The organism is Halostella pelagica, from assembly GCF_004762015.1.
GTDB classification, from domain to species: domain Archaea; phylum Halobacteriota; class Halobacteria; order Halobacteriales; family Natronoarchaeaceae; genus Halostella; species Halostella pelagica.
In genome coordinates this window covers 466364-488559 of sequence record NZ_SJES01000001.1, presented here as the reverse complement: position 1 = coordinate 488559, position 22196 = coordinate 466364, and the positions used below count along the sequence as shown (strand labels likewise).

Sequence of the window (22196 nt, the reverse complement as noted above, 5' to 3'; positions counted from 1 at the left end):
CGATCTCACCGCCCGGTGTCGTACTTGTACGACGTGTTTTCCGGATCGATACCGAAGTCCTCCGCGGACTCCTCCGGTTCGTCGTCCGCTTCTACCGTCGCGCCCTTGAATCGCTGGCGGAACCGATCCGGCATCACGAACTCCGAAACGGAGAGCACCATCGCGACGGCCTCGGGCGCGATGTCGTCGCGCTTACTTTCGAGGCGGTCCCGTAGCACGGCGGGCAGTTCGTCCTCGGCGATCCGCTCGAAGCCGAACTGCGCGAGGTAGGCTGGTTCGTCGACCAGCGAGTAGACGAACGAGAACCCCTCGTCGCGGGCGTGCTCGACCAGACGCTCGACGACGTGCGCCCCGACGCCGTTCCCTCGCCAGTCCTCGACGACGCCGATACTCGTCAGTTCGCAGACGTCGTCACCATCCTCTACTTTGTGGATCCGGATGCGGCCGAACCCGGCCTTCTCCCCAGTCTCCTCGTCCAGCGCGATGACGTAGTCGCGGGAGCGAAACGCCGTTTCGTCCAGTCCCATCGCTTCGATGTGGTCGAGCAACCAGACCTCTTCCCTGTTTTTGGCCTCCCGGACGTACATGGATGGAAGTTTGTCCCCTGTGGTAAAAAGGGTGCCCCGACGCGGTCGGAAAAGTTCTTGGTCGATCCAATAAGAATCCCATACGAGGACCAACCATGGAATCACTTGCTGACGTGGACGAGGTCGTCCACACGCCGACACAGGAGTTCGTCGAATCTACGAACGTGTACGAGTTCATGCGGGAGTACGGCATGGAGGACTACGACGAACTGATCGCTCGGACCACCGGCGATGTCGAGGGGGTCGAGGAGTCCGGCGTCGACTGGTTCTGGGACGAAATGGTCGACTACCTCGACATCGAGTTCTACGAGGGGTACGACGAGGTCCGTGATGACTCGGACGGTCCCCAGTTCACCGACTGGTACCCGGGTGGAGAGATAAACATCGCGCACAACACGCTCGACCGCCACGCCGACCCCGAGAGCGAGACGCGGAACAAGGTGGCCTGTATCTGGGAGGGCGAGGACGGTGATATCCGGGAGATCACGTATCACGAACTCGCGCGTCAGTCGAACAAGGTCGCAAACGCTCTGGAAGAGCGGGGCGTCGGGACCGGCGACACCGTCGGCCTGTACATGCCGATGATCCCCGAGGTGATCTCTATCCTGTACGGCTGTTTCAAGGTCGGCGCTATCGCCGTTCCGATCTTCTCCGGGTTCGGCGTCGACGCGACCGCGACTCGCATCGAGGACAGCGAGTGTTCGGTCATGTTCACCGGTGACGGCTTCTACCGGCGCGGCAGCGAGGTGACGCTGAAGGGTGCTGCGGACGAGGCTATCGAAGAGGCGGGACACGTCGAACACACCATCGTCTACGACCGATTCGGTAGCGAGGCGGACGCCGAGAGCGACACCACGGGAGACAGCGGGACCGAAGCCTCGATTCCGTGGAACGACGACCGCGACGAGTGGTGGGACGACGCCGTCGAAACCGCCGACGACGAGTACGAGACGAAGGAACTTCCGTCGGACCAGGAGGCGATGCTGCTCTACTCGTCGGGGACGACGGGGCGACCGAAAGGTATCGTCCACACCCACGCCGGCGTCCTCGCTCAGTGCGCCAAGGAGATCTACTTCGGCTTCGACCACAAGGACCACGACCGTTTCTTCTGGGTCAGCGACATCGGGTGGATGATGGGGCCGTGGACGCTGATCGGCAACCAGCATTTCGGCGGCACCGTGTTCATGTACGAGGGCGCGCCCGACTACCCCGAACCGGACCGCTTCTGGGAGATGATCGACCGCCACGGCCTGACGGTGTTTGGCATCTCGCCGACCGCCATCCGCGCCCTCCGCAAGCAGGGCGACCACTGGGTCGAGGGTCACGACCTCTCGACGCTCCGCCTGTTGGGGTCGACCGGCGAACCCTGGGACCCGGAGTCCTGGCAGTGGTTTCACGAGAACGTCGGCGGCGGTGACGCGCCGATCATCAACATCTCCGGCGGCACCGAGATCTGCGGCTGTTTCCTCATGCCGATGCCGATCCAGGACCTGAAACCGTGTACGCTCGGCGGCCCCGGTCTCGGCATGAACATCGACATCGTGGACCACAACGGCGAGTCCATCGCGGACACCCACGAGCGCGGATTCCTCGTCGCCCGCGACTCCTGTCCCAGCATGACGAAATCGCTCTGGGAGGGCGACGAGCGCTACCTGGAAGAGTACTGGTCGAACTGGGACGACCTCTGGGACCACGGCGACTGGGCGCAGAAGGACGAGGACGGCTTCTGGTTCCTCCACGGCCGCGCCGACGACGCACTGAACGTGGCCGGCCGCAAGGTCGGCCCCGCCGAGGTCGAGGGGGCGCTCATCGAACACCCTGACGTGAATCAGGCCGCCGCCGTCGGCGCGCCGGACGACACCACCGGCACCGCCGTCGTCACGTACGTCGTCACCGAGGACGGCGTCGAGGAGACCGACGAACTGCGCGACGAACTGCGGGCGCAGGTCGGCGAGGAACTCGGCAAACCGTTCCGCCCGCGCGAGGTGCTGTTCGTGGACGAGTTCCCCAAGACACAGAGCGGGAAGATCATCCGCCGCGCCATCGAGGCGACGTACACCGGCGAGGACCTCGGCGACATGAGCAGCATAGAGAACCCCGACGCGCTAGACGAGATAGACGCGGCGCGGTAGCGTCGCCTGTCCAAGCACGGAGAGGTGGACATACCAACCTCCGGGTTTTGGGTGGTCCGGTTCGTTTAGTGACGTATGGGTAAATCTGGCACGCACGAGCGCCTCGAAGCACGGCCTATCGACGACGACTCGCTCATGTTCGTCGACGACGACCACTTCGTCGAAGAGACGGTCTGTCTCGTGACCGGGGCCGGGTCCGGTATCGGCCGGGCCACGGCAGTCGCGATGGCCGCGAACGGAACGACCGCCGTCGCGACGGACGTCGACGAGTCGGGACTCGCCGGAACGGCGGAGTTGGGCGACGAGATAGGCGTCGACGGCCGCGTCGAGACGGTCGCTGGCGACCTCACTGACGACGACGATATCGAGCGCATCGTCGAGACGGCGGCGGACCACGGAACGCTCCGCTATCTGGCGAACGTCGCGGGCATGCAACACATCGACGCCATCGAGGACTTTCCGATGGAGCAGTACGACCGGATGCACGACGTGATGCTACGGGCACCGCTGTATCTCGCGAAACGGACCATCCCGCACATCCGTGCGACCGACGACGGCGTCGGTGCCGTGGGAAACATGGCGTCGGTCCACGGCCACTACGTCACGTCCGACAAGGTCGGGTACAACGTCTCGAAGTTCGGCCTCCGGGGGCTGACGCAGTCGATCGCCGCCGAGGGGGGAGACGGACTGCGCTCGTTCTCGATCAGCACGGGGTACGTGAAGACGCCGCTTGTCACCGAACAGATACCAGACACCGCGGAGCAACGAGGCATCTCCGTCGACGAGGTCATCGACGACGTGATGCTCGGCCAGTCCCGCGTCACGGAGATGATGGATCCCGTCGACGTCGCCAACCTCTTCGTGTTCGGCTTCTCGAAACACGCGACGCATCTGAACGGCGGCGACCTGCTGTTCGACGGCGGCATGACGCTCACGTACGAATAGACGGGTTTGTGGCGTCTGGCCCGCCGTAGTCGGGGGAATACCGTCCCGCTACGACTCCCACTCGCGGCGTAACAGGCCGTACTGGACGCCGTCGCGGTACGCGCCGTCGACGTACCACGCGTTCCGCAGACGCGCCTCCTGCGTGAAGCCGAGCGATTCGAGCAGGCCGCGGGACGCCTCGTTGAAGCCGTACGCGCCCGCGCTGATGCCGTGGACCGGATGCGAGCGAAACACCGCGTCAACGACGAGTTCGACGGCTTCGCCGGCGTAGCCCTCGCCGTGGTAGTCCGGGTCGAGCCAGTAGCCGAGCCACGCCCGCTCCCTGTCGACGCCGCGGGCGTGGACCGCGCCGACGGGCGTCGTCTCCTCTTCGTCGGGGTCGCCAGCGGCCGCGCCCTCTTCGTCGAGACAGACGAGAAATCCGCGCGTTCCCTCGTTCTCGGTGTCGTTTTCGATCCGCTCTCGCACTTCGGCTTTCGTCTGGTGCGAGTCGATGCCGAGTGAGAACCGAACGCGAGGGTGGGTCGCACACGTCTGGACGAACTCCGCGTCCTCGCGTTCGACGGCACGCAGAGTGACGCGTTCACCGGCGTCGATGATCGGCCCCGGCATCACTCCCACTCGCGGCGCAACAGGCCGTACTGTATTTCGTCGCGGTACGCGCCGTCGATGTAGCGGCACTGTCGCTGCCGCGCCTCCTGCGTGAAGCCGAGTGATTCGAGCAGGCCGCGCGACGCCTCGTTGAAACCGTACGCGCCCGCACTGATGCCGTGGACCGGATGCGAACTGAATATGTCGTCGACGGCGAGTCGGACCATCTCTTTCCCGTAGCCCTCGCCGTGGAACTCCGGAAGCAGCCAGTACGCCAGCCACGGCCGGTCGCCGTCGACGTGGCGCGCGCTCACCGACCCGATCACCGTCGTTTCGTCCTCGTCCGGGTGTCCGGCGGACGGGTCGTCGTCTACGCACGCGATGTACGCTACGGTGCTGTCGCTCTCTAGCCACTCTTCCATGCCCGATTCCAACTGTGCGCGACTGCTCGGAAAGACGGACCCGAGGGAAAACCGGATCCGGGGGTCTGTTTTCGACCGCTGGAGGACCGCGGCGTCCTCGCGCTCGACGGTACGCAAGACGACGCGCTCGCCGGCGGTGACGACGGGACCGGGCATCACCGGCCCTCCCACTCCTCGTGGAGCAAGCCGTACTGATACACGTCGCGGTACTCGCCCTCGACGAACAGAACCTCGCGGTTACGCCCCTCCTCGACGAAGCCGACCGCTTCGACGTGCTCGCGAGTCGCCTCGTCGCCAGCGACCACTTCGACGCCTATGGTGTTCGGGTCGTACGTCCGAAGCACCGTGTCGACCGCCAGCGAGAGCGCCTCGACGCCGTAGCCCTCGCCGCGGAACGCCGGCGCGACCCAGTGATTGACGCCCGGCCGGTCACGGTCTACGTGGGTCACGGCGACGAACGCCACAGGGGTCGTCTCGTCCTCTTCGGGATGTCCCCAGGGTGCGTCGTCATCGTCAACGCAGGCGAGATACGCCGCCGTGTCGCTCTCTTCGAGGTCGCCTTCGAGCAGTTCCTCGACCTCTGCGTGGTTCTTGTGACCGTGTTCCTGAAACCCGACACGCGCCCACGGGTCCGCGAAGAGTCGCTGTACGAACTCGGCGTCCTCTCGTTCGACGGTACGCAACACGAGGTCGTCGCCGGCCTCGACTATCGGCCCCGGCATCAGTCGTCCTCCCACTCCTCACGGAGCAGTCCGTACCAGACGACGTCGACGTGTTCGCCGTTCCGGAACCGCGCGTCGCGCAGTTGTCCCTCGTGCGTGAACCCGAGGTTCTCCAGAACGCCCACGGAGCCTTCGTTCGGTGCGAACGCCTGCGCCTGCAGTCCGCGGATCTCGTGTGCGTTGAACGCGTAGTCCACGAGGACGCCGACCGCCTCCGTACCGTACCCCTCGCCCTGATACTCGGGGAGGATCCAGTACGATATCTCGGGACGCGTGTGGTGGAGGTTGCTCAGTCTCACTTTCCCGATGGGGGTCGGCTCGTCCCCGTCTTCGAGACAGACGAGGAGTCCGACGTTCAGCGGGTCACCCTCGTCGTCTTCGATGTTTGCCTCGGCTTCAGTCTCGCTCTCGGGGCGGTTCAGGCCAAGCGTCACCCCTACATCCGGATGGTTGTGTCCTCGCTGAATGAACTCTGCGTCCTCGTGTTCGACCGTCCGGAGGGCGAGACGGTCGCCGCGACGGAAAACTGTCCCTGGCATGTCACAAAGATGAGACAGGGGCACTAAATCGGTTTCGGGAGAGTGGGTCGCATTGACGAACGACGGCTCGCCGCCGGACAGCGCGGCCATCGCGCAACTGGAAACGGCAGGGGTAGTCGACCGCGGGCCCGCTCAGTCGTCCGCAGGTCCGCTCAGTCGTCCGCAGGCCCGCTCAGTCGTCCGTCGGGGCCGCCCCGGTCGCTTCGTTCCCGACCCAGGTACCGCCCGTGAAGTCGACCGCGTGGTTCCACTTGGCGACCAGCGTCGTCACCGCAAGGTCACCGCTGATGTTCGTCATCGTCCGCATCCGGTCGAGGATGGGGTCGACGCCGGCGACGAAGCCGACTATCTCCAGCGGAAGCCCGAGTTGCGTGAGCACGAGCGTCAGCATGATGAGGCCGGTTCCGGGGACGCCCGCGGCCCCGACGCTCGCGAGCACGGCGATAGCAACGACGGTTAGCTGTTCGGTGATTGTCAGCGAGACGCCGGCGATGTTCGCGGCGAAGATGGCGACGACGCCCTGGTACATCGCCGTCCCGTCCATGTTGATCGTCGCGCCAAGCGGTAACGAGAAGCTGTAGACGCTCTCGTCGATCTGGAGGTTGATCTCCGCGTTAGACATCGTCACCGGGAGCGTCCCGCTGGACGAACGGATGCTCAACGCGGTGATCAACGCTTCCTTCCCTCCGACGAGGAAACCACGCGGCGACTCGCCGACCAGCAGCGCGATGATGCCGCCGAGGTGAACCACGGCGATGTGGATCGTCACCGCCAGCGCCACCGCGAAGATGAGCATGGCAAAGGGGACGATAGCGTCGACGCCGGCCTGCCCGAACACCGCCGCCATCAGGGCGAACACCCCGATAACGCCGTACTCCATCACGCCCCAGACGATCTTGAACATCGCCTCGGCACCGGCCTCCATGATGTCGAATATCGTCTCTACGCCGCGACGGACGTCTCCCTCGTCTAGTTCCTCCTGGAGCATCGCCAGCGCCAGGCCGAACACGATGGCGAAGAAGATGGTGGGCAACACGTTCCCCTCCGCCATCGCAGCGATCGGGTTTTCCGGAACGATGCCCAGAAACACCTCCACGATGTCTGGCGCTTCCGCCTCCTGTGCCTCCGCGTCCGTGAGTTCGAGGCCGGTACCCGGGTTCAGCAGGTTGCCGACCGCCAGACCGATGAACACCGCAAATGCCGATGTGATCGCGTAGAGCATTACGACCTGCCCGCCGATCTTTCCGAGACTGCTCGGCGAGAGTCGCCGAGCGCCCATCACCAGCGTGAACACGACGATGGGGATGATGAGCATGCTCAGCAGGCGAACGAACAGGTCCCCGAGCGGTTGCAGTCGCGTCGCCGGGTCACCCACAGCGAGTCCGAACAGTGACCCGAGGACGAACGCCGCCCCGATCCGGTACACAATCGGGATCGAACGGTACTGCCGCCAGTATCGAATCGTGCTACTAATTGATATCCCTCGGCCTTCTGTTTCATTACACCTCCATATAAATTCACGTGTAGTATGGGGGTATACTATTGGCTGTCCCTGTTTCAGCTAGTTCGTGGGGCCGTTCGCGCCGCGGCGACCAGTCCGGTCCCGACCAGTCCGACCGCACCAGCGGCGACGAACGCCGGCGCGTAGGTGCCCGTCACGTCGAACGTCAGTCCGGCCGCCCAGGGTGCGACCAGACCCGACACGGCGAACGAGAGCGAGACGAGGCCGAAGACCGCGTTCGGGTTCGTGGTCCCGAACAGGTCCGTCGTCAGCGGCGAGAGGAGTGCCCCGTTCCCCCCGTAGGCCACACCGTAGACGACGGCGAATGCGTACAGTCCTACCGCCGATTCGACAAGCGGCAGTGCGAGCGTCGACGCGCCCATCGCCGCCGAGCACGCGACGAACGTCCGGTGTCGACCGACCCTGTCCGCACCCCACCCCACGGCGATCCGGGCGACGCTCGTGGTCGCGCCGATAACGGCCAGCGCGAGCGCACCGACTCGCTCCCCGATGCCGACCGCGCCGGCGTGGGCGACCACGTGAACGAAGACGACGTACAGCGTCGCGTAGACCAACACCCACCCGACGAACACGAGCAGGAACGTCCGCGAGGCCGCGACCGCGACGACCTCGTCGCGATAGACTGACCAGTCCGTGGGCGGGCGTTCCGGGTACCCCGTCGGGAACTCCACGCTCGCGTCGATACCTTGACTCGGGGGGTCGTCTGCGACCAGTGTCACTGCCACCGCCAGCAGGAGCGCCGCACCGAGAGCCACCGCCAGCAGGGCCGCCCGCCACCCGGCCGATGAGACGAGGACGCTCGCCGCCGGTGCGACCACGAGCATCCCGACGCCGAGACCGGCAGTCGCCACGCCGGCCGCGAGGCCGCGGCGTCGCCGGAACCACCGCGGGACGGTGGCGTACGAGACGACGTACACCGCGCCGAGGCCGACCGCCGTCAGCACTCCGTAGCTGAGAAGCAACGTCAGAAGCGACCGCGCCCGCGTCGCGAGCAGAGTCCCCGCGACGAAGAGGCCGCCGCCCAGCCCCAGCAACCGCCGGACGCCGTATCGGTCGGCCAGAACGCCGATCCCGGCGGCTGAGACGTAGATGACTGCCGTCTGGACGGAGAACACGAGCGACACGTCGGCGCGAGACAGTCCCAAATCGCGCTGGATCGGTTCCAGAAACACGCTGTACGAGTACGAGACGCCGAAGACGACGAGCGCGCCCAGGAAACACCCGGCGACGACCGACCACCCGCGGTAGACCCTCGCGCTATCGACCATCTATCCGTCCGTGGTCTCGAAAAGATTTAAAACTATTATTGTTGCCTTTTTACTAGGTATGTCAACTGATACCACTTCAGCGGACGGCGAAAACGCGATAGAGCGCGCGGGGCGGCGACTGGCGGATGTCGTCGAACGGTGGATGCCGAGTCCGTTCCTGTTCGCGATCATCCTGACATACGTGGTGTTCGTCGTCGGGATCGCGGTCGAGAACACCGGCCCCTTCGAGATGGTCGAATTCTGGGTCGACGGGTTCTGGGCCTTCCTCACGTTCGCGATGCAGATGGTACTCATCCTCATGACCGGTTTCGTGATAGCGTATCACCCACGGGTCAACGACCTGCTCCAGCGATTGGCGGCGATACCGAACGACGGCAAGCAGGCAGTCGTTCTCGTCGGCGTGTTCGCGATGGTGCTAGGGTGGATCCACTGGGGACTGAGTCTTATCGTCGGCGCTATCTTCGCCCGCGAGATGGGCAAGGCCGCCCACGAACGGGGAATCGAGGTCCACTACCCGCTGTTGTGCGTGGCGGGGTACATGGGTCTCGGCCTGACGTGGCACTGGGGTCTGTCCGGGTCCGCCCCGTTGCTTCTCAACACGCCGGGCAACGAGTTCGTCGAACTCGATATCCTCGGCGGTGTCGTCCCCACCAGCCAAACCATATTCAGCGCGTACGCGCTGACCTTGACCGCCCTCTCGATCCTCTTCGCAGCGGCCGTACTGTACCTGTTGACGCCTGGTCCGGAACGGTCCGAGGGAATCACGGAGTTCGTTCCGGAGACCGAACTGTTCGGCGCGGTATCAGACGGCGGCGAGCGGTCCGACGGTCCGGAAGCCTCCTCTGAGGACCGCTCTGACGGGGGCGAGGCGGTCGACGACGAGTCGGCCGATGCCGAACCGGTCCCCGCCGAACGGATCGACAACAGCCGTATCCTGGGCGGAGTGATCGCGCTGACCGGCGTCGCGATGGTCGTCTACACGCTGGCAACCCAGGGGCTAGACGGGTGGAACCTCAACGTCGTCAACTTCGCGTTCCTGTTTTCCGGCCTGTTGATCTACCAGCGCCCGGCGCTCTACCGCGAGCGGTTCGGCGAGGCCGCGGAGGCCGCCGCCGGCATCATTCTGCTGTTTCCCTTCTTCGCGGGTATCCAGGGGATGATGAACGCGTCCGGCCTCTCCGAGACTATCGCCGAAACGCTGTTCGCGGTGTCGACACCGGCGACGTACCCCGTCATCGCCTGGATCACCGGCGCAGTCGTGAACATGTTCGTCCCCTCCGGTGGCGGCGAGTGGATAGTCATCGGACCGTCCGTGATCGAGGCGGCACAGGACCTCGGCGTTCCGGTCGGCAAGGCGACGATGGCCTACGCCGTCGGCGACGCTCACACGAACCTGTTCAACCCGTTCTGGGCGATCCCGCTGCTCGCTATCACGGGCATCAAAGCCCGCGAGATGTTCGGCTACGCCATCGCGATGCTCATCGCGCTGATCCCCTTCCTCGCCGTCGTGTTGTTTGTCCTGCCGTACTGATCGAGGGCGTGCCGTTTTCTCTCGGCGACGCGTCGTCGACCGCTCCCATTGGCTTCTGGCGCGACGAAACCGACCGTAGCGCCGCTGAGAGGCTACTTTGTAGCACAAAGTAGATTACAGCACAAACTTTATTGTGAGCCAGACCGATCGTGACGGTAGGCTCATGGCAGTGGAAACGTACGAGACATCGCACGACGGCGGGTGGGCCAGCCAGGTCCACGCGTTCACGGAACGATACCTGCGGGAGATAGCCCGGAGTCGCGTAATGCTGGCCTGGTCGGTCGGCTTTCCCGCTGTGTTTTACCTCCTGAACCTCGCGCTGTTTATCGATCTGAGCACCGTTCCCGACGAACTTCTCGGCCAGGTGAAAGGTGCGGTCGTGATCGGGTTCGGGACGTTCACAACGATCATCGTCTGCATCAGCGTGTTCGCGCAGTTACTGGTCAACGACATCGAGGCCGGTCGGTACGAGCAGTTCCGGTCGCTTCCCGTCTCACCCACTGCCGACCTGGTCGGTCGCATTCTGGCCGGCGTGATAGTCGCGCTCTCGGCGTTTCTCGTGATGCTCGGCATCGGCGTCCTGACCGGTGCCGAGTACGGCCTCCGCGACCCTGCATCGTTACCGCTCGCGTTGGGGGCGTTCATCGCTTTCGCGGTCCCCTGGCTGACGCTCGGACTCCTTCTCGGGGCTGTCCTGAGTGACGCCCGCTACGCGACTGTCATCTCGACCGTCGCCGCGCTGGTGCTTTACTTCGTTACGGGGTTCAACGGTGCCGAACCGTCCATGTTCGCCGCCGACGCGACGCTTCTCAACTACCTCCCGAACACCCTTCCCAACCGGTTTCTCAACTATCATCTAACGACTATCTCGAACTGGGGGGCGTCCGGCATGACGCCGCCGCCGGTGCCGACCGGTCCCCGGTGGGTCGGTCTGCTCGCGGCGTACGGTGCCGGGAGCTTCCTCCTGGCACTCGGGATCATGCGTCGTCTGATCTACAAACGGGGTGTTCTGCCGTGAGTACCCCCGCGCTCCGCGCCGAAGGCGTCCGGAAGTCGTTCGGCAACGACGGCGTCGTCGACGACGTCGACCTCTCTGTCGAACCCGGCGAGATCCTACTGCTCATGGGCCCGAACGGTGTCGGTAAGACCGTGCTGCTGTCGTGTCTCGCCGGGAGTTCTCGACCCACCTCGGGAACGGTGACAGTCGACGGTCGAACTATCGGCGAGGACGGCGGCGAGACGCTGAGTTTCATGCTGCAGAACGCGATGAGTATCGGACGCCTCACCGGACGGGAGAACGCTCGGTTCTACTCTCGTCTGCATCCTCGCTTCACCGACCGCTGGCGTGAGGACGTCGCGGCGTTCGAACTCGAAGACGACCTCGACAAACTCGTCGAGAACTACTCGGAGGGGATGACCCGGAAACTCGAACTCGCACTCACGCTCAGCGTCGACGTGCCGCTCTACCTGCTCGACGAACCCACGGCCGGTATCGACCTCGCGATGCTCCAGCGCTTCCACGACCGCATCCTCGACGCCAACGACGAGGGCAAGACCTTCGTCATCGCGAGCCACCGCCCACAGGACGCCGAACTGGCCGACCGTATCGCGTTCATGGTCGACGGGACGGTGACGGCGACCGGTCCCCCGGACGAACTGCTTGCGTCGGTACCGCCTGTCGTCCGCGTTGCCGGACCGCGTGCGGCCACCGCCGCGAAGGACCACTTCGTCGGTGGCGAACTGTTTCACGCTGGAGCGGAGGCCCGCGGGTTCCTCGACCCGGAGAGCGACGTAAGCGACATCAAAGCCGTCCTGGCCGACGCCGAGTCCTCCGGTAGCGCTCGTGTGACGACAGCGGATCCGACGTACACCGACCTGTTCAACTACCACGTCCACCTCGACGGCGAGACGAACTGATAGGCGACGACGGCTGCGACCGCGGCCACGGTCGATCCCCGCGTCCGTGTTTTCTGGGCGGGCCGCGGCGTCGTGTCAGGTCGATCGAAGCGGAACAATCATACTGCGTCCCCCGCAACCTCCGGCGAAGCGACTGACGGCACATCATGTCAGAACAGGACGTCGACCCCCAGGACCTGCAGCGCGAACTGGACCAGATCAAGGGCGCGATGGGAATCGAGGAGCGATACCCCGGCCAGCGCCGGATGTGGCTGGTCTACGGCGTCGTCATCGGTCTCACGGCCATCATCACGAACGTCGCGTTCACCGCCGACCTGCCTAACGCCGCGTACATCGCGCTCTGGTACGGCATGGTCGGCGTCATCGCGGTAGCACAGTGGCGACTCGTTTCGAACGCGTCGACCGAACGCTCCTCGTCGGGGCTCGACTGGTGGATCCTTCTGACCGCGCTGATAGTTTCGCTCCACGCCATGTGGACCTCGCTGGGGCCGCTGATAGCCGAAAACTCCACTGGTGCCGCCCGCGGCGCGCACTACTTCAGTCACGTGCTGATCTTTCTCGGACTCGGACTGCTCGTCGCCGGGAACATACTCAAAGCCGAACGGATCCGGCGGCGCGACAGGTTACCGTTCTACGCGGGCGGCGTCTGGATGCTCGTACTGGGTGTGCTGTTACCCCACTCTCGATACCTCCAGCTAACCGGCTACGCGCTGTTCGGTGTCCTGTTTCTGATCCACTCTGTCGCCGCGTACGCGCTGACCAAGTGAGCCCATGGAGTTCGACAAACTCGTCCACCAGCCGACTCGGTTGCAGATATTCGCCTACCTCTACCGACACGGCGAGACAGGGTTCACCGAACTACAGGAGGAACTCGGGATCACGGAAGGGAACCTGGCCAGTCACCTCGGCACGATGGAGGACTCGGACGCCGTCGCAGTCGAGAAGGAGTTCGTCGACCGCAAACCGAAGACGACCTACCGGCTGACCGACGGGGGCGAGACGGCCTTCGAAGACCACATCGACAGGTTAGAGGCACTGATCGATGGGTTAGACGAGTAACCGCGCGGTGACGGCGTCGCGCTTCCTCGACCGTTCTGCGGCGACTACCGCGGTCGCGCTTCCTCGACCGGGATCGCCCGGTCACTCTGGTCGTCTCCCGCGACGGAGGCCGTCGCGTCCACCTTCGTGCCGTCCGCGCCGTCGAACGCTATTGCTCCGCCGACGAGCAACGGCGCGACGACGCCCGCGACGACAGTGCCCGGGTCGGACAACGGCGCGCGAACGGCGACGCGGTCGTCCGCGGTCAGTTCGTAGCCGTCGACGATCCGCTCCGCCGCCTCGAACAGGTCGCGGTGGGAGTAGGTCGCGTCACCCGTCGTCAACACCGGCGCGGTCGGGTCCCGTTCGACCGGGGGGAACGACGGGTTCTCGCTCCAGACGTCCCGCTCGAAGTGCGCCACGGCCGGGTCCGAGGGTTCCGTCCCGTAGCCGACGCGGTTCGTTCCGGCGGGTACCGCGGCGTCGTCGGCATCGGCCCCCGGGAGGACGAGCGCCTGGAGGTCGCTCGCCTCGCCGTCGTTCCAGCGTGAGACGCTGTCGAACAACGTCACGCCGCCCAGTAGCGCAGTGCCGAAAAACGAGAGTAGCGCTTGCGGGGTCTCGTCGTCGGCGACGAACACCGTAACGCTCTCCCTGACACCCTGGTGGCGCAGGAAGTTGCCCGTCTTCCAGGCCGTCGTACAGAAACGGTGGTAGTCGTACGTCGGCCCGTCAGCTATCGAGAGCGCGGTCGCCTCGCTCCGCCGGTCACGAGCGACCAGATCGTCGAGCGTCTCCATGCCTGCGGCTTGGGACGGGGCCGAGAAAAGCGCGCCGGGACGCTACCGCGGTTCAGTCTGCTCGGCGACGCGGTCGGAACGCGTGACGCGTCGGCAGTCGAACAGTTGTTCCAGGGTTCGTAGTTCGTCCGGCCGTAGCCGATGCGTGTCGACAGTACAGACGAGTTGGGTACCGTCGTCGGCAATGCGACGGTGGAGCAGGTCGAAGAAGGCGAAAAGCGGGAAGAGGTCGCACTCCGGAACGAGTCCCGGGAGTTCGTCGATGGCAACCCAGACGCCCGCATCGTTCGCCTCCTCGATCGCCTCTGACACCGAAACGCCCAGTTCCGAGAGCCCCATCGACCCCCCACCCCCCTCGGCCGGATCGATGGTGACGAGTTCCGCAGTACGGCCCCGATACCAGGACCCGACGGTAGTGGCCGCCTGCTCCGGTGCGACAGCGACGACTGTCTCGCACTGGGAGAGCGCGTCGAACGCCAGTTCTCGCTGCCCCGTACCGGACGGTCCGGCGACGAGGAAACTCTGCTCCGACGACGGGTCCGGTTCGTGCATGTACTGTGACATCCGGCAGCAGGTGATCCGGAACCACCTACCTTTGTTACACGTCGCCTAACGGACAGTAGAGAGCATCAAACCGGGGATCGCGACGGCGGCCGAGGCGTTCAAAACGAGTTCTTGATCTTCTCGAAGAACCCCTGTTCGACATCTATCTCCTCGCCTCCGGCCTCGGCGAACGCTTCGAGCGCCTCGCGCTGTTCCTCGTTCAGGCTCTCCGGCGTCACTACCTGCACCGTGACGTAGAGGTTGCCGTGGCCGCGCCGACGGAGGCGGGGCATCCCCTTCCCTTCCAGCTGGAACGTTTCTCCGCTCTGGGTTCCCGCGTCCACGTCGAGTTCGACGTCGCCCTCCATCGTCGGAACCGTGACCGTGTCGCCGAACGCCGCCTGCGGGAACGAGATTGCGTGGTGGTAGCGGAGGTCGTCGCCGTCGCGTTCGAAGTCGGGGTGGTCGGCGACGGACACCTCGATCAGGAGGTCGCCGTTCGGCCCGCCGTTCTCGCCCGGCGCGCCTTCGCCTTCCATCCGGAGGGTCTGTCCGTCGCGGATCCCTGGGGGGACCTCGACCGACAGGGACGCTTCGCGGCGGACCTTCCCCTGGCCGCGGCAGTCGCTACAGGTCTCCTCGTAGAGTTCGCCCTCGCCCTCGCACTGAGGACAGGTCGTCGTCTGCTGGACGCGGCCCAGCGGCGTCTGTTGCACCTGCGTTGTCTGCCCGCGACCGTTACACTCGGGGCAGGTCTGACTCTCGGTTCCCGGCGGGTGGCCCTCGCCGTTACAGGTGTCACAGCGCTCCGGTCGGCGAACGGTGACTGCCTTTTCGACGCCCTCGTACGCGTCTTCGAGGTCTATCTGGAGACGCGTCCGCAGGTCCGACCCCTGTCGCGGTCGGTCGCGTCTGCTGCCGCCGCTGCCGCCGAAGAACTGCTCGAAGATGTCGCCCATGCCGCCCGCGCCCCCACCGCCGCCGAACGGGCCGCCGCCACCGCCGAAGGGTCCGCCAGCGCCCCCGCCGCGGCCTTCGTCGAACCCGCCGCGTTTCTCGGCCTGTTCGAACCGCTCGTGGCCCATGCGGTCGTACGCGCGGCGCTTCTCCTCGTCGGTGAGCACTTCCTTCGCCTTCTTGGCTTTCTTGAACTTCTCCTCGGCGTTCGGTTCGTCGCTGACGTCCGGGTGGTACTTGCTCGCCATCTCGCGGTAGGCCTTCTGTATCTCCTCCTCGGACGCGTCCGTACTCACGCCGAGAACATCGTAGAAATCCTCGCTCATCAGTTGAGCGATCCTATACGGTTGAGCTACTTGAAAAGACTGGCTCGGGACCGTCAGAAGAATTGTCATCGCCTCTACGTAAACGCCCTTCAGGGAACCTTGATATCTGTCTTTGCGGTATGGTGACGTATGACAACCGAATCAGCAGAGTACGTCCGCGTCGCCGACCACGACGACCTCGTCGAGGAGGGTCGGGCGGTGACCACAGTCGAGGGACAACCGATGGCGCTGTTCCACCACGAGGGGGAGATCCGCGCCGTGAACAACCGCTGTCCGCACATGGGGTTCCCGCTGGCGAAAGGGACCGTCGAGGACGGGATACTCACCTGCCACTGGCATCACGCGCGGTTCGAACTCTCCTGCGGCGACACGTTCGACCCGTGGGCCGACGACGTCCAGACGTACCCGGTCGAGGTCCGGGACGGCGACGTGTACGTGGACCCGTATCCTGAACCCGACGAACCGCCGGTCGAACACTGGCAGAACCGTCTGGAAGCCGGACTCCGCGACGACCTCCGCCTCGTCATCGCCAAATCCGTCATCGGCCTGCTTGCGGACGACACCGACGAGCATAGCTCGTCGAGCCCCGGGACATCGTCCCGGAACGTCCCGTACACAGACCCCGTCAGAACCGGACTGGAGTTCGGCACGGAGTACCGCGCTGACGGGTGGGGGCCGGGCCTCGTCATCCTCGGCGCGATGGCGAACATGTACGACGACGTTCGCCCCGAGGACCGCCGCCGGGCGCTCTACCGGGGTTTGCTCGAAGTCGCGGACGACACCAGTGGCGAACCGCCGCGGTTCGAACAACCGACGTTTTCCAACCCTGACCTCTCGAAGGACCGCCTGAAACAGTGGTTCCGGAAAACCGTCGAAGTACGCGACGACGACGGCGCGGAGCGCTGCCTCCGCACCGCCGTGGCGACGCTCGACCCGCCGGAAATCGCGGAGATACTTTACGCCGCGGGCACCGACCACGTCTACCTCGACTCCGGCCACACGCTCGATTTCGTCAACAAGGCGCTGGAGACCCTCGACCACGTCGGGTGGGAGCACGCCGAGCAGGCCGTTCCGACGCTTGTCCCGCGGTTCACGCAGGCGCGCCGCAGCGAGGAGCAGTCCGAGTGGCGTCAGCCGATCGATCTGGGCGAACTGGTGTTCGAGTTTCACGGCGACCTCCCCGACCTGCTCGACGCGCGGGACGCCGGCGGCTGGGAACCGCAAGCGGGGTTCGTCGACACGCTGCTCTCCGACGACCCGCACGATATCGTCGACGCCGTTCGCGGGGCTATCCGGAACGGCGCGACCGCCGAGCAACTGGCCTCTCGCGTCACGTTCGCGGCGGCGACGCGGGTCGTTCAGTTCGCGACCACCAACGAATTCAACGATTGGAACACGGTCCATCACACGTTCAGCTACTGCAACGGCGTCCACGGCGGGGCCCGGCGCGTCGACGCGCCCGCGCTCTACCGCGGTGCGCTCCACGGCGCGATGAGCGTCTACCTCGACCGCTTCCTCAACACGCCGCCCGCGCCGATACCGGACGGCGACCCCGACGCGGACCCGGAAACAATCCCCGAGAAACTACTGGAGACGTTCGACAAGGAGGGCGAAGTCGACACCGCCGGCCGACTCGTCGCGGACTACCTCGCGGCCGACGGCGACCCCGCCGCGCTCAAGGCGACGCTCGGGCGGGGACTCCTCCGTGAGGACGCCGGGTTCCACACGCTCCAGCACGTCGAAGCCGGGTTCGAGCAGTTCGACCTCGCGGACGACCCCGACGAGGCGAGCGTGTATCTGATGGCCCCGGCGCGCTACATGGCCGCGCACTTCCCCACGCGGCGCTCGGCCGAGCAGACGTTCACCATCGCCGAGCGACTCCACCAAGGGGAGCGGATCCACAAGTAACGACGACCTTTGTCACCTTCGGGGGTGAACTGTTCTTCCCTTTAGATCCCCTGTACGGTTTCGATGAGGCCTACTGATTCGAGGACCATCCACGCGAGAAACAGCGCGTACAGGCCCAGGAAGCCAACGGCCTCGTTGTCGGTCAGTTCGAGATCCGTGCGGGTGAACACGATGAAAACGATAGTCGCGAACGCGAGAAACCCCATCGTCGGGATCGCCGCGAGGAAGTTGATAGTCGCCGACCCAGCTAGGAGGACGCCGACGGGGATGGCGACGAGCAAGTTGAACGTGTTGCTCCCGAGGACGTTCGTGAGACTGGTGACGTCCTCGCCGTTCGCGGCGGCGCGAACGCTGACGAACGCGTCGGGAAGGCTCGTCGCCGCGGCGATGACGGTTATCCCCCACAGGAAACTCGGCGTGTCGAAGATCGCTCCGAGAGTGAGCGCCGCCCGGATTATCCCTTCGACGCCGACTGCGATGAGGACCAGCGCCCCCGCGAGCGTCGCCCATTCCCGAAGCAGATTCACGTCGACGACCTCGGTAGCCGCGTGGTCGCTTGCGTCCTGCTGGTGGAGGAAGACGTAGACGCCGTACGTGGCGAGCGGAATGGCGGCGAGCGGCGGCGTGAGTATCGCGGCCCCGTTCGTCCCGCCGGGAACGTACGTCGCTCCGAGCGCGAACACGATAAAGAGGACGAGAACGCTGATGATGTAAAACTGGGCGTCCTTGTGGACGATGTCGCGGGTCGCTTCGAGTTGGTCGCTAAACAGCGCGGAGAGCGCCGGGATCACGAGGAGGTTGAAGATGGCGCTCCCGACGATGGCCCCGACGCCGAGAGAGAACTCGCCGTGGGCCAGCGTGCTGATCACGACGGAACTCAGTTCGGGAAAGCTCGACCCGACGGCGACGACGATAGCGCCGTGTACGGCGACGGGCAACCCGTAGTACTTGCTGAGGCGTTCAGCTGACCCTTCGAGGAGTTCGCTCCCCTTCCAGATGACGCCCGTCGCAGTCACTGCAAGTGCAAGCGAGACGAGGATGCCGTTCATCTGTTGGTATTTGTCGGTTCCCAGTGAAAGACGTGTCTCATCCAGACGCGTGAAACAGAGACGGCACTGCGTTCGTTTTCGAAACGTGACGTAAGCAAGTCTGTACTGGCTTTCGTCTCGTGTTCTCGCCGACTCGCTACTGCTCGTCGTCGCCTAACTGAAAAAGTTCGCTCCGCTCACGTTTTCAGACTTGGAAGCATCTCCGATGCTTCCAGCCTTCGGTCGCTCGTTTCTCTTACTCCCGAAGACACCGGGAGAGCTTTGCTCTCCCGAGCCGACGAGAACGACTCGACTCGCTACTGCTCGTCTTCGTCGTTCTCGTCGACGTCTTCGAAGTCCGCGTCGACGAACTCCTCGTCGTCGCCGGGCGCGCCGCCGGGGCCGCCCGCGGGACCGCCGGCCGGGCCGCCGCCCATTCCGCCAGCGCCAGCACCAGCGCCGCCTGCGCCGGCCTGGGCCTGCTGCTGGTACATCTGCTTGCCGATCTCCTGAAGTTCCTTGCTCAGGGTCTCGGTAGCGTCCTCGATCTCCTCCTTGGAGGCGTCGTCGTCCTCGAGGGTGGCTTCGACGTTCTCGATCTCGGCTTCGATCGCTTCGCGGAGTTCCGCGTCGACTTCGTCCTCGTTCTCTTCCAGCAGGGTCTGTGCGCGCTGGACCGACGCTTCGGCCTCGTTACGGGCCTCGATGCGCTCGCGGCGGCGCTCGTCCTCTTCGGCGTGTTCCTCGGCTTCCTCCTGCATCTCCTCGATCTGTTCGTCGGACAGTCCGGCACCGCCCTCGATGGTGATCTCCTCGCTCTCGCCGGAGCCCTGGTCCTTGGCGGAGACGTTGACGATGCCGTTCTCGTCGATGGAGAACGTCACCTCGATCTGCGGCGTCCCTGCGGGGGCCGGCGGGATGCCGGTCAGGTGGAACTCGCCGAGCAGTTCGTTCTCCTCGGCTATCTCGCGTTCGCCCTGGAACACGCGGACCTGGACGGAGGTCTGGTTGTCCGCCGCGGTCGTGAAGATCTTCGACTCCTCGGTCGGGATCGTCGTGTTCTTCTCGATGAGGCGCTCGAACAGACCGCCCTTGACCTCGATACCGAGAGAAAGCGGCGTCACGTCGAGCAAAACGATGTCGTCGACGTCGCCGGAGAGGACGCCGCCCTGGATTGCCGCGCCCAGTGCAACCGCCTCGTCCGGGTTGACGTTTTTCTTCGGCTCCTGACCGGTGAGTGACTCGACTTGCTCCTCGACCTGCGGCATTCGGGTCGACCCGCCGACGAGCAGCACCTCGTCGATGTCGCTCTCGTCGTAGCCGGCGTCTTCGAGGGCCTGCTCCGTCGGACCGACCGTCCGATCGATGAGGTCAGACGTGAGCGACTCGAACTTCGCGCGAGTCATCGACTTTTCGAGGTGGATGGGGCCGTCGTCGGTCGCCGTGATGAACGGCAGATTGATCTCGGTTTCCTTGCGCGATGAGAGTTCGATCTTCGCCTCCTCGGCGGCGTCTTTCAGTCGCTGGAGAGCCTGGCGGTCCTCGCGCAGGTCGATGCCGTGTTCGTCCTCGAACTCGTCGGCGAGCCAGTCGATAATAGCGCCGTCCCAGTCGTCACCGCCGAGGTCGTTGTCGCCGTTCGTCGCGACGACTTCGTAGACGCCGCCGCCGAGATCGAGAATAGAGACGTCGAACGTTCCGCCACCGAGGTCGTAGACGAGGACGGTCTGGTCGGACTCGTCGTCGAGACCGTACGCCATCGAAGCGGCCGTCGGTTCGTTGACGATCCGGTCTACTTCGAAGCCGGCTATCTCCCCGGCGTCTTTCGTCGCCTGACGCTGGCGGTCGTTGAAGTACGCCGGGACCGTGATGACGGCCTTCTCGATCTCGTCGCCGAGATACTCCTCGGCGTCTCGTTTGATCTTCTGAAGGATCATCGCCGAGAGTTCTTCCGGCGTGTACTCCTCGCCGTCTATCTCGACGGTGTAGTCCTCCTCCCCCATGTGGCGCTTGATGGACTGGATCGTCCGTTCCGGGTTCTGGACGGCCTGGTTCTTCGCCGGCTTTCCGATGAGTCGCTCGCCGTCGTCGGAGAACGAGACGACAGAGGGCGTCGTTCGTTCCCCTTCGCTGTTGACGATGATCTCCGGGTCACCGCCTTCCATCACTGCGAACGCACTGTTTGTCGTACCCAAGTCTATTCCGAGAATCTTGTTACTCGCCATCTTGAACAGTACTTGCTCACTCGTTGGTTTAAACCTTGCTACACACCCTGAACCGCCGAATAAAACTACGACGCAGCGCCTGGATTAAAGAAATCCGTGGGGAGCCGAACCCCCTCGACTTATATACGCGCTGTCAGTTGTCGCTCCCGTCTATCGCGTCGCTAATCTGGTTGTCGCTCGCCTCCGAAACGTCGCCGGTCCCTCGCTCGTCCGCGTCGTCGGACCCTTCGATTTCGCCGCCGAGTTCGATCGCTTCTGCCTCCTCGTCGGCGTCCACCTCGCCGCCGTCCGTTTTCTCGCCGGAATCGCCGTTCGATCCGGACGGTTCGCTCTCGTCGGCGTCCGGATCTGCCTCGACGTCGGCATTCCCGCCGCTCCCGTCGCTGACGGTGACCTGCGCCGTTTCGAGGACTTTCTCGCCCATCTCGTAGCCGGGTTTGTACACCTCGGCGATGGTGTCTTCCGGTTGGTCGCTCTCGACGCGCATCATCACCTCGTGTCGCTGGGGGTCGACCGCCTCGCCCGGTTCCGGGTCGACTTCGGAGACGTTCTCCCCGTCGAGCACGCGGTCGAACTCCTTCAGCGTCATTTTCACGCCCTCGCGGATGCTCTCGACGTCGTCGTGGTCCCCGTCTACGGCCCGCTTCAGGTTGTCCCGAACGTCGAGCAGTCGCTCGACGAGGTCCTCAGTCGCGCGGTCGCGGATCTGGTCCTGGCGCTTCTTTGCGCGTTTCTTGTAGTTCTGAAAGTCCGCCTGCTTGCGTTTCAGGCGGTCCTCTAGGTCCTCGATCTCCTCGTCGCGCTCCTCGGTCGCGGACTCCAGTTCGTCCACCCGCTCGTCGAGTTCGACCGCTTTCGAAAGCAGTGCGCCGACCTCCGCTCCGAGTTCGTCGTCGTACTCGGCGACCCTGTCCGGGAGGTCACTCAGCGTCGGTTCTGCCCCTCCGAGTTCGCTGTCCGTCGTTTCGGACTCTGCCGGTACTGACCGCTCCGGTTCGGACTCTATCGGTTCCGATCCCACCGATTCGGACTCCGTCGCTTCGGCGTCTTCCGGTTCCGTCTCCGCGTCTTCCGTCTCGGCGCCGGGGTCTCGTTCCCCCGTCGTGGCGTCCGGTCCCTCGTCTTCGCTCATTGCCCGAACGAAGACGGCCGGCGGGTTTAATACTTCATACTGACGGCCGTAAGTCATCGCCCG

Annotated in this window: 21 protein-coding genes; 8 read left to right on the top strand and 13 right to left on the bottom strand. The window is 65.0% G+C overall.

The features are described 5' to 3' along the window. Positions 1-5: 5 nt before the first annotated feature. A complete protein-coding gene (locus EYW42_RS02430; RefSeq protein ID WP_135533662.1) occupies positions 6-587 on the bottom strand; it encodes a GNAT family N-acetyltransferase in 582 nt (193 codons plus the stop codon). Between the two features lie 95 nt (positions 588-682). Here EYW42_RS02430 and EYW42_RS02425 point away from each other — a divergent pair, with 95 nt between their 5' ends. Both EYW42_RS02425 and EYW42_RS02420 read left to right on the top strand, forming a co-directional pair. Further along, positions 683-2719, top strand: a complete 2037-nt coding sequence (locus tag EYW42_RS02425; RefSeq protein ID WP_135533661.1) for an AMP-binding protein — start codon at positions 683-685, stop codon at positions 2717-2719. Between the two features lie 75 nt (positions 2720-2794). Next, a complete protein-coding gene (locus tag EYW42_RS02420) occupies positions 2795-3664 on the top strand; it encodes an SDR family oxidoreductase (RefSeq protein ID WP_135533660.1) in 870 nt (289 codons plus the stop codon). 48 nt (positions 3665-3712) lie between these two features. Here EYW42_RS02420 and EYW42_RS02415 read toward each other — a convergent pair whose 3' ends face one another. The 6 genes from EYW42_RS02415 to EYW42_RS02390 all read right to left on the bottom strand — a co-directional run bounded on the left by EYW42_RS02415 (position 3713) and on the right by EYW42_RS02390 (position 8728). Then, positions 3713-4276 (bottom strand): GNAT family N-acetyltransferase, encoded by a 564-nt coding sequence (locus tag EYW42_RS02415; RefSeq protein ID WP_135533659.1) that lies wholly within the window; start codon positions 4274-4276, stop codon positions 3713-3715. Next, entirely contained in the window at positions 4276-4833 is a 558-nt protein-coding gene (locus tag EYW42_RS02410; protein WP_135533658.1) for a GNAT family N-acetyltransferase, read from the bottom strand. Before EYW42_RS02410 ends, EYW42_RS02415 begins: the two co-directional genes overlap by 1 nt. After that, positions 4833-5399, bottom strand: coding sequence for a GNAT family N-acetyltransferase (locus EYW42_RS02405; protein WP_135533657.1), 567 nt, complete (start codon positions 5397-5399; stop codon positions 4833-4835). The genes EYW42_RS02410 and EYW42_RS02405 overlap by 1 nt, the downstream gene beginning before the upstream one ends. Next, positions 5399-5938 carry a GNAT family N-acetyltransferase gene (locus tag EYW42_RS02400; protein WP_135533656.1) on the bottom strand — a complete coding sequence of 180 codons (540 nt, stop codon included), beginning with the start codon at positions 5936-5938 and terminating at the stop codon, positions 5399-5401. The genes EYW42_RS02405 and EYW42_RS02400 overlap by 1 nt, the downstream gene beginning before the upstream one ends. A 172-nt stretch (positions 5939-6110) precedes the next feature. Further along, positions 6111-7373: a dicarboxylate/amino acid:cation symporter gene (locus EYW42_RS02395; RefSeq protein ID WP_375137121.1), complete on the bottom strand. Its 1263-nt coding sequence runs from the start codon at positions 7371-7373 to the stop codon at positions 6111-6113. Between the two features lie 122 nt (positions 7374-7495). Then, entirely contained in the window at positions 7496-8728 is a 1233-nt protein-coding gene (locus EYW42_RS02390) for an MFS transporter (protein ID WP_135533654.1), read from the bottom strand. Between the two features lie 58 nt (positions 8729-8786). Here EYW42_RS02390 and EYW42_RS02385 point away from each other — a divergent pair, with 58 nt between their 5' ends. The 5 genes from EYW42_RS02385 (at position 8787) to EYW42_RS02365 (ending at position 13235) form a co-directional block, all read left to right on the top strand. Then, positions 8787-10259, top strand: a complete 1473-nt coding sequence (locus tag EYW42_RS02385; protein ID WP_135533653.1) for a short-chain fatty acid transporter — start codon at positions 8787-8789, stop codon at positions 10257-10259. Between the two features lie 163 nt (positions 10260-10422). Further along, positions 10423-11277 carry an ABC transporter permease gene (locus tag EYW42_RS02380; protein WP_135533652.1) on the top strand — a complete coding sequence of 285 codons (855 nt, stop codon included), beginning with the start codon at positions 10423-10425 and terminating at the stop codon, positions 11275-11277. Next, positions 11274-12176: an ABC transporter ATP-binding protein gene (locus EYW42_RS02375; protein WP_237561259.1), complete on the top strand. Its 903-nt coding sequence runs from the start codon at positions 11274-11276 to the stop codon at positions 12174-12176. Before EYW42_RS02380 ends, EYW42_RS02375 begins: the two co-directional genes overlap by 4 nt. A gap of 146 nt (positions 12177-12322) precedes the next feature. Continuing rightward, complete coding sequence (locus tag EYW42_RS02370; RefSeq protein WP_135533650.1) at positions 12323-12943, top strand: hypothetical protein; 621 nt, start codon at positions 12323-12325, stop codon at positions 12941-12943. A gap of 4 nt (positions 12944-12947) precedes the next feature. Further along, positions 12948-13235 (top strand): transcriptional regulator, encoded by a 288-nt coding sequence (locus EYW42_RS02365; RefSeq protein ID WP_135533649.1) that lies wholly within the window; start codon positions 12948-12950, stop codon positions 13233-13235. Between the two features lie 44 nt (positions 13236-13279). Here EYW42_RS02365 and EYW42_RS02360 read toward each other — a convergent pair whose 3' ends face one another. From EYW42_RS02360 to dnaJ, 3 genes are all read right to left on the bottom strand, one after another. After that, entirely contained in the window at positions 13280-14014 is a 735-nt protein-coding gene (locus EYW42_RS02360) for a hypothetical protein (protein WP_135533648.1), read from the bottom strand. A 42-nt stretch (positions 14015-14056) separates the two neighbouring features. Continuing rightward, on the bottom strand, positions 14057-14566 hold the full coding sequence (locus EYW42_RS02355; RefSeq protein WP_135533647.1) for a DUF7504 family protein: 510 nt from the start codon (positions 14564-14566) through the stop codon (positions 14057-14059). A 110-nt stretch (positions 14567-14676) separates the two neighbouring features. Next, positions 14677-15840 (bottom strand): molecular chaperone DnaJ, encoded by a 1164-nt coding sequence (gene dnaJ, locus EYW42_RS02350; protein ID WP_135533646.1) that lies wholly within the window; start codon positions 15838-15840, stop codon positions 14677-14679. A gap of 129 nt (positions 15841-15969) precedes the next feature. Here dnaJ and EYW42_RS02345 point away from each other — a divergent pair, with 129 nt between their 5' ends. Further along, positions 15970-17748: a Rieske (2Fe-2S) protein gene (locus EYW42_RS02345; protein WP_135533645.1), complete on the top strand. Its 1779-nt coding sequence runs from the start codon at positions 15970-15972 to the stop codon at positions 17746-17748. Between the two features lie 41 nt (positions 17749-17789). On the opposite strand, the gene EYW42_RS02340 is transcribed toward EYW42_RS02345, so the two are convergent. The 3 genes from EYW42_RS02340 to grpE all read right to left on the bottom strand — a co-directional run bounded on the left by EYW42_RS02340 (position 17790) and on the right by grpE (position 22133). After that, a complete protein-coding gene (locus tag EYW42_RS02340; RefSeq protein WP_135533644.1) occupies positions 17790-18797 on the bottom strand; it encodes a sodium:calcium antiporter in 1008 nt (335 codons plus the stop codon). 296 nt (positions 18798-19093) lie between these two features. Beyond that, positions 19094-21001 (bottom strand): molecular chaperone DnaK, encoded by a 1908-nt coding sequence (dnaK, locus tag EYW42_RS02335; RefSeq protein WP_135533643.1) that lies wholly within the window; start codon positions 20999-21001, stop codon positions 19094-19096. 133 nt (positions 21002-21134) lie between these two features. Further along, the gene (grpE, locus tag EYW42_RS02330; RefSeq protein ID WP_135533642.1) at positions 21135-22133 is read right to left on the bottom strand and encodes a nucleotide exchange factor GrpE; all 999 of its coding nucleotides are present in this window, start codon (positions 22131-22133) and stop codon (positions 21135-21137) included. Positions 22134-22196: the final 63 nt, after the last annotated feature.